We start from the raw sequence: 12,003 nt of genomic DNA, 5'->3' as shown, positions 1-12,003 counted from the left end.
GCCCGCGCCGGACCGGCGCGCATGAGCCGGGAACCGTGCGGAAGAAGAACCCGGGCCGGGCCGCGCCCACGCGGGGCGGCCCGGAGCGCCCCGGCACCCGTGCCGGACACGGCGCGGAGCGTGGCCGGGACGTTCCCCGGCCCGCGCGTTCCCCGTCGCACCTCATCGCCCACGCGGGACCCACCCGCCGCAGAGAACCCACGGAGAGACCATGGAAACCGGTACCGCAGCGGACCAGACCGACGGACCCGATCCGCAGCACCGGCGGCCCGAGGACGCCGACGACACCGCCGTCGCGGCCGCGGGCAAACTGTCCGAGGCGCTGGAGTACACCGAGCGGGCCCGGGGGCTGCTCTACGCGTTCCACCAGCTCACCGGCCACGCCGATTTCCTGCTGGACGAGGTCGTCCGCCTGCTGCACGCCGGAGGACACCGCGAACTGGCCGACGAGGTGCAGGACGGGTTGATCGGCCGCAACGTCCTCGCCGGCCGGTGGACCTTCCAGATCGTGGAGGAGTACGACGACGGCTACTACCGCGAGTTCAGGGAGACGGAGCGGCGGGTGCGCGACCGCCTGATGGCGGGCCGCCGCCATGTGTACGAGGCGGAGCTGAAGGAACGCCGCCGCACCCACGGCCGCCCGGGGCACCGCGCCAGGCCGTAGGGCCCGGCCGGAAACGGGGTATCCCTTGCGCTCGCGGCGGGGTGACGGGCCGTGGTGCGTGGCAGGGCGCCGGGCGTGACCGCGGCCTCCGTGTTGCGGGAGGCGGCACAGGGAGGCGCGAAGGGCGCGGGAGGGGAGACGCGAGGGAGAGGCACGGGGGAGGCGGCGGCACTCGGGCGGCCGGCGGTGCGCGCGACGGCGGTGCCGCGGGGACGGGCCCGCGCCGGGGACTCGGATCCGGTCCACCCGGGCGGCGCCGTCCGGAGCGGCCGCGGACGCACGGGGACCGGAGCGCTGTGCTGGTCCCGAGGCCCCGGCCGGACAGACGGAGGGTCGGTGGGTCAGAGGGGGCGGCTCAGCGGCCGGCCCCGAGCGGCGGCTCGTCCAGGAGGGAGCCGGCCAGGGTGAGCACGCGCTGCGGCTGGCGGCCCCAGTTGACCGTCGTCACCGCCCTCCGGTGCTCTTCGCCGTAGGAGTGCAGGTACCGGAGGAAGTGCAGTCCGGCGATGTCCATGAAGGTGACGTCGGCCATGTCCAGCACCACTCCGCCGTCGCCGGCGGCCAGCCCGTTCACGGCCCGGTAGAGAAGGGGCGCGGAGTCGTAGTCGACCTCTCCCCACGGCGCCACGACGGCATCACCGTCGGGGGCCCGGATGATGGTGTGGACCCCCGCGTGTACGGGGGGCGAGGAAGACAGGTCTGTCTCTGAAGGCATGGCCTCATGATGCGCACAGTTCTACGCTCCTGTCCACGACTACACTGGGGCGCACGATGACCACCGAGATCGCAGCTACCGCATTTTCCGCAGCATCTCCCGCAGCGACCCGGGAACGCATTCTGCGCACGGCCTACGCATTGTTCTCCCGGCGCGGTGTCCGCGATGTGGGCATCGACGAGGTGATTCGCCGCTCCAAGGTGGCAAAAGCCACCCTCTACCGGCATTTTCCGTCGAAGGACGCGCTGGTTCTGGCGTTTCTGGAGATGCGGGAGAAGAACTGGACCCTCGGTTTCGTCGAGGCCGAGGCGCGGCGTCTCGGGAATACGCCGGAGGAGCGCCTGCTGGCGATTTTCGATGTCTTCGACGGATGGTTCCGCAGCCCGGAGTTCGATGCCTGCGCGTTCATCAACGTGCTGCTGGAAATGCGGTCGGAGCATCCGCTGGGCCGGGCCGGCATCCGGCACCTGGACACCATACGGAGCGTGGTGCGCACGCTGGCCGACGAGGCCGGTCTCCGGGACACGGAGAACTTCGCGCGCTCCTGGCACATCCTGATGAAGGGCTCGATCATCTCCGCCACCGAGGGGGACTCCGACGCCGCCCGCCGGGCCCGGGCGATGGCCCGGCTCCTCATCGAGCAGCACCGCTGACGGCTGACGTCCGCACCGGCCCCGGGTGCGGCGGGGGCCCCGGCGGTAGGGTCGGGGGCATGGTGCCGGACGAGGGAGCCGTACGCGTCGACAGCTGGATCTGGTCCGTACGGCTGACGAAGACCCGCTCGATGGCCGCCTCCGCCTGCCGGGCCGGCCATGTGCGGGTCAACGGCGAGCGCGTCAAGCCCGCCCACTCCGTCAAGGCGGGGGACGAGGTGCGGCTGCGCGTCGCCGGCCGCGAGCGGATCGTGGTCGTCAAGCGCCTGCTGCGGAAGCGGGTCGGGGCGCCCGTCGCGGCGGAGGCCTACGTGGACAACAGCCCGCCGCCGCCCCCGCGCGAGGAGCTCGTGGTGGCCCCGCGCCGCGATCGCGGCGCCGGGCGCCCCACCAAGCGGGAGCGGCGGGAGACGGAGCGGCTGCGCGGCCGGTGAACCGGCACGGCTCCGCGGGCGGCCCTCCGGCCCCGGGCGGCCGCCCGGGGCGTGGCCGCGGCGGTCAGCGGCGGCCCTGTTCCCGGATGCGGCGCTGGATGCCGGGTCCGTTCCAGTCCAGCGCCTCGGCCGCTTCGCGCAGGATCTCCTCGGCGGCGGACCGGGTGTCGGCGAGGATGTCGCCCTGTTCGTTCACCAGCTGCTGGTAGATCGGGGGATGGGCGGCCGTCGTGGTCACTGTGATGGTCCTTCAGGGTCGGGTCACGGGGGTGTTCCGTGCTGTACAGCGACCATGATCTCGCAAACGTTTCCGGGCTCTCCGGGGGGCCGGGGCGCCGTCGCGTCACCGTACGGCGCGGAGCCCTCCGACCGTACGGCGCGGACCGTACCCCGCGTACGGCGCGGGGCGGCCGCCGGGGGAAGTCCGGCGGCCGCCGCCGTGCGTGCCGGGTGCGGTGACCGGCACGCGGCGGGTCCCGGCGGCGCCGCGGCGGTCAGGCGCGGCTGCCCGCCAGGGAGGCGAAGACGACCACGTTGTCGGAGTAGCGGTTGTCCGACTCCGAGAACTCGCCCCCGCAGGTGATGAGGCGGAGCCCGGCGTGGTCGAGATTGCGGTACACCTCGACGGTCGGGAACTCGTTCTTCGGATACTGGCCGATCTTGTCGACCGTGAACTCGGCCGTCCTGCCGTCCTCGCGCGTCACCTCGATCCGGTCGCCCTGCTTCAGCGTGGACAGCTTGTGGAAGACCGAGGGCTCACCGTTCCAGGTGACATGGCCCGCGATGACGGCCGGTCCCAGGGCGCCGGGCGCGGGCCCGGGCTCGTACCAGCCCGCCTTGAACGGGTCGCGCGGGGTCTTCATCTCCCCGTCGGCGCCCAGGTTCAGCTTCTCCAGCGTGGAGGTGACGCCCAGCCCGGGGATGGAGATCTGCCGCGGCTGGGAGGCGCCCAGCGGCTTGACGTCCCCGGCCGGCTTGCCGGCGGGCTGCCCGCCGCCCCGCGCCACGCCGTCACCCGGAGCGGCGGGCGGGGCCGTGCCCGCCGCCTTGTCGGACGAGGCCCGGCTCTGGACGGTCAGGATCAGGCCGACGAGGGTCGCCGACACCACGACGAACACGAAGACGAACAGGGCGCGTTTGCGGCCACGGTTCACGGGGGACCTCCGGGGGTTCGGGTAGCTGCTCACGGCGGCCTCGGGTCAGCCGTCCTGGGCGGCGCGCCTGCGCCGGGTCACCACGACGGTGCCGGCGGCCGCGACGAGCGTCGCCGCGCCGACGGCGGCCACACCGCGGCTCTGGACACCGGACGTGGAGGCCGTCGTCCCGGTCTCCACGCCGCCGGCGGGCACGGAGCCGACCGCGGCGCCCTTGACCAGGCCACAGGCGGCCGGAGCGGTGGCCTCCTGCGGAAGCTTCGGGTCCAGGTCGCTCTTGCCGACGCCGAAGTCGTACTTGTTGTTGCCGTTGGGGTCGATACCGTGCTGCACGACGTGCAGGTCCTGGATGTGGTCCGCGACGTCCTGGGAGACCGTGAGGGTGCGTTCGTAGGAGAGCGTGCCGTCGGCCTCGGCCACCGGCATCCGGTCGACGGCGAGGCCGCTGTCCGGGGTCGTGTCGCCGTCCACCGTCAGCGAGATGTTGATGTTGCCGTAGACGGGCAGTCCCTCGCTGGTGGTGACGATGCCGTCCCCGTCCTTGTCGGCGGTGATGTCCGGGCAGGTGAAGTCGTGCCCCTCCGTGGAGCCGTGGATGTGCTGGGCGTGCGGCTGGCCGGGCGTCAGGCCCTGCGACTCGATCTTGACGGTCAGTTCGGTGCCGTCGAGGCTCAGCATGGCGGTGCCGGTGGCGCCGGAGTTGTTGAGCTGCGAGAGGTCGATCTGGAACCCCTGCGGTCCGGCGGCCGTCGCGGCCGTCGAGGTGCCCAGGGCCAGGGCCATGGGGAGGGCGACGAGTGCGGCAAGCCGTGTGGTGCGCTTGGCTGTCATTTCGGGTGCATCCCTTCCGGTGGCCCCTGCGGTCGCAGCGGCCGGTGCGCGGTCTCGTTCGCGGACCCGTTGCCGTGATCCGCCTGCACCCCTCATTCGGAACCGGGGCCGGGGCGGATTGGTGGGTGCCGGAAAACTTTTCCGGCACCCCCTCCGTCTGCCGGGCCGGGGCTCTCCCGGCGGACGCCGTGTGAGATCTTGGCCGGGGAGGCGGCCGGCCCCCGGGGGACCGGTACGCGGCGGCGCGACGGTGTGCGGGAGTGGGCGATGGCCTGGGCGGTGCTGATCGTGTCCGGTGTGCTGGAGGCGGTCTGGGCCACGGCGCTGGACCGGTCCCAGGGGTTCAGCAGGCTCTGGCCCAGCGTGGTCTTCGGGGTGGCGCTGGCGCTGAGCATGGCGGGCCTCGCCTACGCCCTGCGGGAGGTGCCGGTCGGCACCGGCTACGCGGTCTGGGTCGGCATCGGCGCCGTCCTGACGGCGGGGTGGGCCATGGCGACCGGCGGCGAGACGGTGTCCGTCGCCAAGCTGCTGCTGCTCGCGGGGATCATCGGCTGTGTGGCGGGACTGAAGCTGCTCCACTGACCGCCGTGCGGGAGCTCCGGAGAGCCGGTGGGGCCCGGCGGCGCGAACCGAATGACCGGATTCTTCCATTCCGGTACGCATCGGCGGCGGACCCCGGGGCAGGCGGAGCGGTGTACGGAACCCCCGAGGTGAGGAGCACACCGACATGTCGAAGGTCGAGGAATCCGTCGAGGTCGAGGTCCCCGTGCGCACCGCGTACGACCAGTGGACGCAGTTCGAGGACTTCCCGCGGTTCATGGAGGGCGTCGAGCGGATCGAGCAGCGGACACCGACCCGGACGCACTGGGTGACGGAGATCGCGGGCGTCAAGCGGGAGTTCGACGCCGAGATCACCGAGCAGATTCCCGACGAGCGCGTCGCCTGGACCACCGTCGAGGGTGAGGTCAAGCAGGCCGGTGCGGTCACCTTCCACCGCCTGGACGACCAGCGGACGAAGGTCATGCTCCAGCTCGACCACGACCCGCAGGGCATCGCCGACACGGTCGGGGACAAGATGGGCTTCGTGAAGAAGCAGGCCAAGCAGGACCTGAGCCGCTTCAAGTCCTTCATCGAGTCCCGCGGTGCCGAGACCGGTGCCTGGCGCGGCCAGGTCTGACCGGCACACCCGGGTGGCGAGGCCGCGGCCCCCCTCCACGACGGCCGGCCGCCCGGAACCGCCCCCGCGAGGGCGCGGACCACAGCGGTGGGGCCCCGGGCCGCCGGGCCGGGGCCCCACCGCTGTGCGCGGCCCGGCCGCCGAACCGGGAACGCCCGCGCGGGAGTTGGTCCGCTTGGCATCCGGGGCCCGGCCGGTTAGCCTCTCCTGGATTTCCGCCGGTGAGCCCAGTCCGGCACCCCTTTGCCCGGGAGAGCCCTTGCACCGTCCGGACGCCGCCGTCCCGCGCACATCACCCGCTCGCGCGGGCCGTCCCGGAGCGGCCGGACGCTCCGTACGGGCGGCATCCGCGGCACCGGCGGCGGACCCCGCCGGCCCCGCCGGCCCGGCGGGGGAGCGGCGGTGACCGCGGCGGCCGAGCACCCCTACGACCTGGTCGGCGTCGGCATCGGCCCGTTCAACCTCTCCCTGGCCGCCCTGGCCGACGGTGTGCCCGGGCTGCGCACCCTCTTCCTGGACGCCCGGCCCCGGTTCTCCTGGCACCCAGGCCTGCTCCTGGAGGGAACGGTTCTCCAGGTGCCCTTCCTCGCCGACCTGGTGACCATGGCCGACCCCACCAGCCCCTGGTCGTACCTCAACTACCTGCGGGCGCACGACCGGATGTTCCCGTTCTTCTTCTCCGAGCGCTTCCACATCCCCCGGCGCGAATACGACCACTACTGCCGCTGGGCCGCCGAGCGCCTGCCGTCCTGCCGCTTCGACGCCGAGGTGACCTCGGTGGAGTGGGACGGCCCGGCCGGCGTCTTCCGGGTGGAGCACCGGTCCGCGGCCGGCCACCGCTCCTCGGTGGCCGCCCGGCGGATCGTGCTGGGCGTCGGGACGGAACCGGTGCTCCCCGAGGTGCTGCGCCCGCTGCCGGCCGCCGGGCACCGCGGCCGGGTCCTGCACAGCGCCGACTACCGCACCCACCGCGCCCGCCTGGCCGCCGAGGACGACGTCACGGTGATCGGCGCCGGCCAGTCCGGCGCCGAGGTGGTGCTCGACCTGCTGCGCCACCAGGACGGCGACGGCGCCGGCGGTCCGTACGTCCGCTGGCTGGCCCGTACCCCCGCCTTCGCGCCCATGGAGTACTCCAAGATCGGCCTGGAGCACTTCACCCCCGACTACATCCGCTACTTCCGCGGGCTCCCGCCGGAGGTGCGGGACCGGCTCGTCCGCGAGCAGTGGCAGCTCTACAAGGGCGTCAGCGAGGAGACGCTCGCGGAGATCCACGACGCGCTGTACGAGCGCACCGTCGGCGGCACCGAGCCCCGCGCCGCCCTGCACCCCGGTGTCGAGATCACCGGGGCCGAGGCGGTACCCGGCGGCTTCCTGCTGCGCTGCCACCACGCCCAGCAGGACAGCCGGTTCGAGGTCCGCACCTCGGCCGTCGTCGCGGCCACCGGCTACGCGGCCGTCCGCCCCGCCTTCCTCGACCCGGTGGCCGGCCTCGTCGACTGGGACGACCGGGGCCGGTACCGGATCGACGGCGAGTACCGGGTGGCGCTCGACCCGGCCGTCACCGGCTCGCTGTACGTGCAGAACGCCGAACTGCACACGCACGGGGTCGGCGCCCCCGACCTCACCCTGGGCGCCTGGCGCGCCGCCACCATCCTCAACGCCGTCGCCGGCCGTCCCGTGTGCCCCGTACCGGACCGGGCGGCCTGGACGACCTTCGGCGCGCCCGCGGACCCGGGCCGTCGCGGACGGGACGGCGGGCCGGGGGAGGCCGCGGACTCGCCCGCGAGCGGCTGAGGCCCGCGCGGTCTACCGACTGAGACCGGCGACGGTCAGCGCCCAGACGCTCAGCGCCAGTGCTCCGAGCACGGCGGCGACGGCCGTGCACAGCACCCGGCGGCGCAGCGACGCGTAGCGAGCGGTGTACTCGGTCCGCAGCTCGGCGGAGCGTTGCAGGATGTGCTCCAGCAGGCGCCGGGTGAGAGCGAGCCGGTCCTCGACGTAGCCGCCGACGATCTCCTCGCGCTGAGCCGTCGTCAGCCACGGCATGCGGTCGGCGAACGCCTCGGCCTCGGTCCGCGCGTCGGCGATATGGGTCCGTCCCCGGAGGTATCCCTCCAGCTGGGCGAGCCCGGCGTTGATCTCCTCGCGATCGGGCCGCACGCCGGCCTCAGCTCCTGCCGCGGCCGTCGCCGGGACCGTGGCCCCGGCCGCGGTCGTCGCCGAGCGGCGGGGCGGCGCCCCTGCCGGGTTCGATCATGTCCCTCCGCCCGGTGTTCTCCTCCTCGTCGATGAGGGCGAGGTCCGGGTGGTGCAGGTCGAAGGCCGGTGACTCGGAGCGGATCCGCGGCAGGGTGAGGAAGTTGTGCCGGGGCGGCGGGCAGGAGGTCGCCCACTCCAGCGAGCGGCCGTAGCCCCAGGGGTCGTCGACCAGGATCTTCGGCGAGTACTTGGTCGTCCGCCAGACGTTGTAGAGGAACGGCAGCGTGGAGAGGCCCAGCAGGAAGGAGCCGATCGTCGAGATGGTGTTCAGCAGGGTGAACCCGTCGGCCGCCAGATAGTCGGCATAACGGCGGGGCATCCCCTCGACACCGAGCCAGTGCTGGACGAGGAAGGTGGTGTGGAAGCCGATGAAGAGCGTCCAGAAGTGGATTTTCCCCAGCCGCTCGTCCAGCATTTTCCCGGTGAATTTCGGCCACCAGAAGTGGAATCCGGCGAACATGGCGAACACCACGGTCCCGAAGATCACGTAATGGAAGTGTGCGACGACGAAATAGCCGTCGGTGACATGGAAGTCGAGCGGCGGAGAGGCGAGCAGCACGCCGGTCAGACCGCCGAAGAGGAAGGAGACCAGGAACCCCAGCGCCCACAGCATGGGCGTCTCGAACGACAGCGAGCCGTTCCACATGGTGCCGATCCAGTTGAAGAACTTCACGCCGGTCGGTACCGCGATGAGGAAGGACATGAAGGAGAAGAACGGCAGCAGCACCGCGCCCGTGGCGAACATATGGTGCGCCCACACCGAGACCGAGAGACCGGTGATCACCAGCGTCGCGCCGACGAGGCCGACATAACCGAAAATCGGCCTCCGGCTGAACACGGGGATGACCTCGGTGATGATGCCGAAGAACGGCAGGGCGATGATGTAGACCTCGGGATGGCCGAAGAACCAGAAGAGATGCTGCCAGAGGAGCGGCCCGCCGTTCTGCGGGTCGTAGATGTGGGCCCCGAAGAGGCGGTCCACCTCCAGGGCGAACAGGGCGGCGGCCAGCACGGGGAAGACCAGGATGATCAGGACACTGGTGAGCAGGGTGTTCCAGACGAAGATCGGCATCCGGAACATCGTCATGCCCGGGGCCCGCATGCAGACGATGGTGGTGATGAAGTTGACGGCACCGAGGATCGTGCCGAAGCCGGACATCGCCAGGCCCATGATCCACATGTCGCCGCCGACGCCCGGCGAGTACTCCTCGCGGGAGAGCGGCGTATAGGCGAACCAGCCGAAGTCGGGGGCACCCTGCGGGGTGAGGAAACTGGCCAGGGCGATCAGCGATCCGAAGAGAAAGAGCCAGTACGACAACATGTTCAGCCGGGGGAAGGCGACATCCGGCGCGCCGATCTGCAGCGGCATGATGGCGTTGGTGAAACCGGCGAACAGAGGTGTGGCGAAGAGCAGCAGCATCACGGTGCCGTGCATGGTGAACGCCTGGTTGTACTGCTCGTTCGTGAGGATCTGCGTGCCGGGCCGGGCCAGTTCGGCCCGGAGGGCGAGAGCCAGGATTCCGCCGACCACGAAGAAGATGAACGACGAGACCATGTAGAGGGCGCCGATTTTCTTGTGGTCGGTGGTGGTCAGCCAGTCGACGACCACTCTCCCCGGCGTCCTGGGCCTCGGTCCGGCCGGAACTTCTCTCGTCTGGGTGTCCGAGACCATGAGTATTCGCCTCTCCGCCACCGGCGTCGGCAACGTCGGAATGGATGTGTCCGCCGGTTTTCGCGCAGCACGCCGATGCCTCGACCGGCGGGATGGCATCGTGCTGCGTCGTCTTGATAGCACGCGACGCCGGCTGACGGTGAGTTCGACTCTTGTACGGGCGCGGCCGGAACGCAAATGAGTGTCACCCGAATGGCGCAGGCGGTATTCCGGTGCCGCGCGGGAATTCCGGGAGGGCGGGCGGATGTCAGCCGGTGCGGCGCACCGCGAGAAGGGCGACGTCGTCCGAACGGCCCGGATCGCCGTCCTCCCGGAGAAGGAAATCCGTGACCTCCTCCGGGCCCACGGTGCGGCCGTACTCCTGTTCGGTGTCCCGCATCCAGTCGCGGAGCTCGTTGCGCATCTGCGCAATGCAGACGTCGATGTCGGCGCCTTTCCGTTCCACCAGGCCGTCCGTGAAGAGGACGAGGGTCTCCTCGTCGGCGAGACGCGCCCTGGTCGTCCGGTACCGCGCGTGCGGCATGACGCCGAGCGGCGGGCCGCCCGCCAGCTGGAGTTCACCGGCCGTGCCGGGGGAGACCAGCAGGGGGTGGGGATGTCCCGCCCGGGCCCCCTCCAGGGAGCCGTCGGAGGGGTCGAGGACGAGATAGGCGCAGGTGGCGAAGCGGCCGGTGTCGAGATCGGCCAGGACGCGGTTGGCCCGGGCGAGCACACTTCCGGGGTTCATCCCGGCGTCGGCGCAGGTGCGCAGGATGACGCGGAGCTGGCCCATGACCGCCGAGGCGTGGGCGTCGTGGCCCTGGACGTCCCCGATCACCAGGGCCGCGGTGCCGTCCGCGAGCGGCAGCACGTCGTACCAGTCCCCGCCGACGTTCATCTCGCTCGTGCCCGGGAGGTAGCGGGCGTGGGTGGCGAGTGAGGGGAGCGGGGGCAGACGGCGGGGGAGCATCGCCGTCTGGAGATCGCTGGCCCGCTGGTGCTCGGAGTCGAACATCCGGGCGCGTTCGAGACTCTGCGTCAGGATCGCCGCGACGGCGGTGTAGAAGGTGCGTTCGCCCGGGTCGAAGTGGCGCGGGCCGGAGAAGGAGATGAGGCAGGCGCCGGTGGGGCGCTCGGAGGAGGAGAGCGAGAGCACGACCCAGGCCCGCGGTGGCACGGGGCCGGTGGCGCCCAGATCGGGGACGCCCGTGCCGCGCAGCCGGTTGAGGTCCTCCAGGAACAACGGTTCCTCCTGCGTCAGCGCCAGTTCCATGGCCCGGCGGGCCGGCGCGTGCAGATGGCGCAGTTCCGGGGCGACGGGGGTCCGGCCGATGATCTTCAGCCCGCCGTGCTCGACGACGCCGATGGTGACGTTCGCGGCGCCCAGCGCGGGACGGGTCAGATCGGTCATGACCCGGGCGACGTCCCGTACGGTCACGGCCTTGGAGAGTGCCCGGGTCAGGCTGAAGAGGAAGGCGTCCCGCGAGCGGTCGGGGGAGAGGGAGGGCATGGCCGGGGTCATACCGGGCGGACTCCGCAGCACCAGCCCGAGGGCGCGGGCGGGGCGCCCGTCCTCGCCCAGGACCACCCGGCCGTGTTCGAGCACGGGGTGCTGGCTGCCGTCCGGGTGGACGACGCGGTAGTGCAGCCGGTAGGAGCCGGTGTCACCGGCCGGGCCCGCCCCCGGCGAGGTGACGGCGGCCTCGGTCACCTCCGCGATGGCCGCCTGCACCACGGGGAGGTCGTCCGGGTGGAGGGAGCCGAAGAACGTCTCCTCGTCACCGTCGAACTCGGCCGGGTCGACGCCGTAGATGTCGCAGGCCCGCTCGTCCCAGCGGACGGAGTTCCGCGCGAGGTCCCAGGCGAAGCCCCCGGTCCGGGTGGCCCGCGCCGCCTCGGCCAGGACCTCGACGGAACGGTGGGCGAAGCTGTTCAGCCGTACCGCGCAGGCGTCGGCCAGCAGTTCCAGGGCCGAGTCGTTGGGGGAGCCCCCGGCCGGATCCGCGGGACGCAGCCCCGCCGCCAGCACACCGGCGACCCGGCCGTCGGCGGACAGCGGCAGCAGCGCCACGGGGGTGTCCGGTCCGCCGGCGCGCAGGGGCCGTCCGGTGCGCATCACCTCCGCGACCGCCTCGTCGAACGCCCGGTTCGCGGGCCCGGGTCCGGAACCTGCGGGGAACACCTCGGTGCGCGCGGCGCCCTCGACGTATATCCGGGTGCGCTCGGGCACCAGTGGCGCCGGCTCGCCGTCCTCCTCCCGGTCCTCGGTCAGGACGGCGAGCATGGCCTGCGGGTCCGGGCTCCGCAGGAGCCGGGGCAGCCGGCGGAGCAGCCCCGGCGGGTGGGCTGAGGCCATGACACGCTCTTTCCGATAGCAGTCATTCACGGCAATACGGATAAATGAGACTATAGGATATCGCTGCGGGCGGTCCGGCGCCCGGCCGGATGCCCGGACCGCCGGACGC

At 72.3% G+C, this 12,003-nt stretch carries 14 protein-coding genes; 7 read left to right on the top strand and 7 right to left on the bottom strand.

What is annotated here, in order from left to right:
* Positions 1-211 precede the first annotated feature (211 nt).
* Positions 212-664 carry a hypothetical protein gene (locus tag LIX60_RS00455; RefSeq protein ID WP_227956666.1) on the top strand — a complete coding sequence of 151 codons (453 nt, stop codon included), beginning with the start codon at positions 212-214 and terminating at the stop codon, positions 662-664.
* Between the two features lie 355 nt (positions 665-1,019).
* Here LIX60_RS00455 and LIX60_RS00450 read toward each other — a convergent pair whose 3' ends face one another.
* A complete protein-coding gene (locus LIX60_RS00450; RefSeq protein WP_227956665.1) occupies positions 1,020-1,379 on the bottom strand; it encodes an STAS domain-containing protein in 360 nt (119 codons plus the stop codon).
* Between the two features lie 56 nt (positions 1,380-1,435).
* On the opposite strand from LIX60_RS00450, the gene LIX60_RS00445 reads away from it, so the two are divergent.
* Positions 1,436-2,032 (top strand): TetR/AcrR family transcriptional regulator, encoded by a 597-nt coding sequence (locus LIX60_RS00445; protein ID WP_227956664.1) that lies wholly within the window; start codon positions 1,436-1,438, stop codon positions 2,030-2,032.
* A gap of 59 nt (positions 2,033-2,091) precedes the next feature.
* Positions 2,092-2,466 carry an RNA-binding S4 domain-containing protein gene (locus LIX60_RS00440; protein WP_227956663.1) on the top strand — a complete coding sequence of 125 codons (375 nt, stop codon included), beginning with the start codon at positions 2,092-2,094 and terminating at the stop codon, positions 2,464-2,466.
* Between the two features lie 64 nt (positions 2,467-2,530).
* Here LIX60_RS00440 and LIX60_RS00435 read toward each other — a convergent pair whose 3' ends face one another.
* The 3 genes from LIX60_RS00435 to LIX60_RS00425 all read right to left on the bottom strand — a co-directional run bounded on the left by LIX60_RS00435 (position 2,531) and on the right by LIX60_RS00425 (position 4,451).
* The gene (locus tag LIX60_RS00435) at positions 2,531-2,704 is read right to left on the bottom strand and encodes a hypothetical protein (protein WP_227956662.1); all 174 of its coding nucleotides are present in this window, start codon (positions 2,702-2,704) and stop codon (positions 2,531-2,533) included.
* Positions 2,705-2,960: 256 nt separating this feature from the next.
* Positions 2,961-3,620 carry a class F sortase gene (locus LIX60_RS00430; protein ID WP_227956661.1) on the bottom strand — a complete coding sequence of 220 codons (660 nt, stop codon included), beginning with the start codon at positions 3,618-3,620 and terminating at the stop codon, positions 2,961-2,963.
* A gap of 45 nt (positions 3,621-3,665) precedes the next feature.
* Positions 3,666-4,451, bottom strand: coding sequence for a CHRD domain-containing protein (locus tag LIX60_RS00425; RefSeq protein WP_227956660.1), 786 nt, complete (start codon positions 4,449-4,451; stop codon positions 3,666-3,668).
* Positions 4,452-4,718: 267 nt separating this feature from the next.
* Here LIX60_RS00425 and LIX60_RS00420 point away from each other — a divergent pair, with 267 nt between their 5' ends.
* The 3 genes from LIX60_RS00420 to LIX60_RS00410 all read left to right on the top strand — a co-directional run bounded on the left by LIX60_RS00420 (position 4,719) and on the right by LIX60_RS00410 (position 7,422).
* Positions 4,719-5,033: a multidrug efflux SMR transporter gene (locus LIX60_RS00420; protein WP_227956659.1), complete on the top strand. Its 315-nt coding sequence runs from the start codon at positions 4,719-4,721 to the stop codon at positions 5,031-5,033.
* 145 nt (positions 5,034-5,178) lie between these two features.
* Complete coding sequence (locus tag LIX60_RS00415) at positions 5,179-5,628, top strand: SRPBCC family protein (RefSeq protein WP_227956658.1); 450 nt, start codon at positions 5,179-5,181, stop codon at positions 5,626-5,628.
* Between the two features lie 402 nt (positions 5,629-6,030).
* Positions 6,031-7,422, top strand: a complete 1,392-nt coding sequence (locus LIX60_RS00410; RefSeq protein ID WP_227956656.1) for a lysine N(6)-hydroxylase/L-ornithine N(5)-oxygenase family protein — start codon at positions 6,031-6,033, stop codon at positions 7,420-7,422.
* 12 nt (positions 7,423-7,434) lie between these two features.
* Here the strand turns inward: LIX60_RS00410 and LIX60_RS00405 are convergent, their stop codons facing one another.
* Both LIX60_RS00405 and ctaD read right to left on the bottom strand, forming a co-directional pair.
* Positions 7,435-7,788: a hypothetical protein gene (locus LIX60_RS00405; RefSeq protein ID WP_227956655.1), complete on the bottom strand. Its 354-nt coding sequence runs from the start codon at positions 7,786-7,788 to the stop codon at positions 7,435-7,437.
* Positions 7,789-7,795: 7 nt separating this feature from the next.
* On the bottom strand, positions 7,796-9,559 hold the full coding sequence (gene ctaD / locus LIX60_RS00400; RefSeq protein WP_227956654.1) for a cytochrome c oxidase subunit I: 1,764 nt from the start codon (positions 9,557-9,559) through the stop codon (positions 7,796-7,798).
* Here ctaD and LIX60_RS00395 point away from each other — a divergent pair.
* Entirely contained in the window at positions 9,546-9,740 is a 195-nt protein-coding gene (locus LIX60_RS00395; RefSeq protein WP_227956653.1) for a hypothetical protein, read from the top strand. The genes ctaD and LIX60_RS00395 overlap by 14 nt on opposite strands.
* 66 nt (positions 9,741-9,806) lie before the next feature.
* On the opposite strand, the gene LIX60_RS00390 is transcribed toward LIX60_RS00395, so the two are convergent.
* Positions 9,807-11,894, bottom strand: a complete 2,088-nt coding sequence (locus LIX60_RS00390) for a SpoIIE family protein phosphatase (protein WP_227956652.1) — start codon at positions 11,892-11,894, stop codon at positions 9,807-9,809.
* Between the last annotated feature and the right edge of the window lie 109 nt (positions 11,895-12,003).

Origin of the sequence: Streptomyces sp. S07_1.15 (genome assembly GCF_020739505.1) — a bacterium.
GTDB classification, from domain to species: domain Bacteria; phylum Actinomycetota; class Actinomycetes; order Streptomycetales; family Streptomycetaceae; genus Streptomyces; species Streptomyces xinghaiensis.
This window is presented reverse-complemented; position numbering and strand designations above follow the sequence as displayed.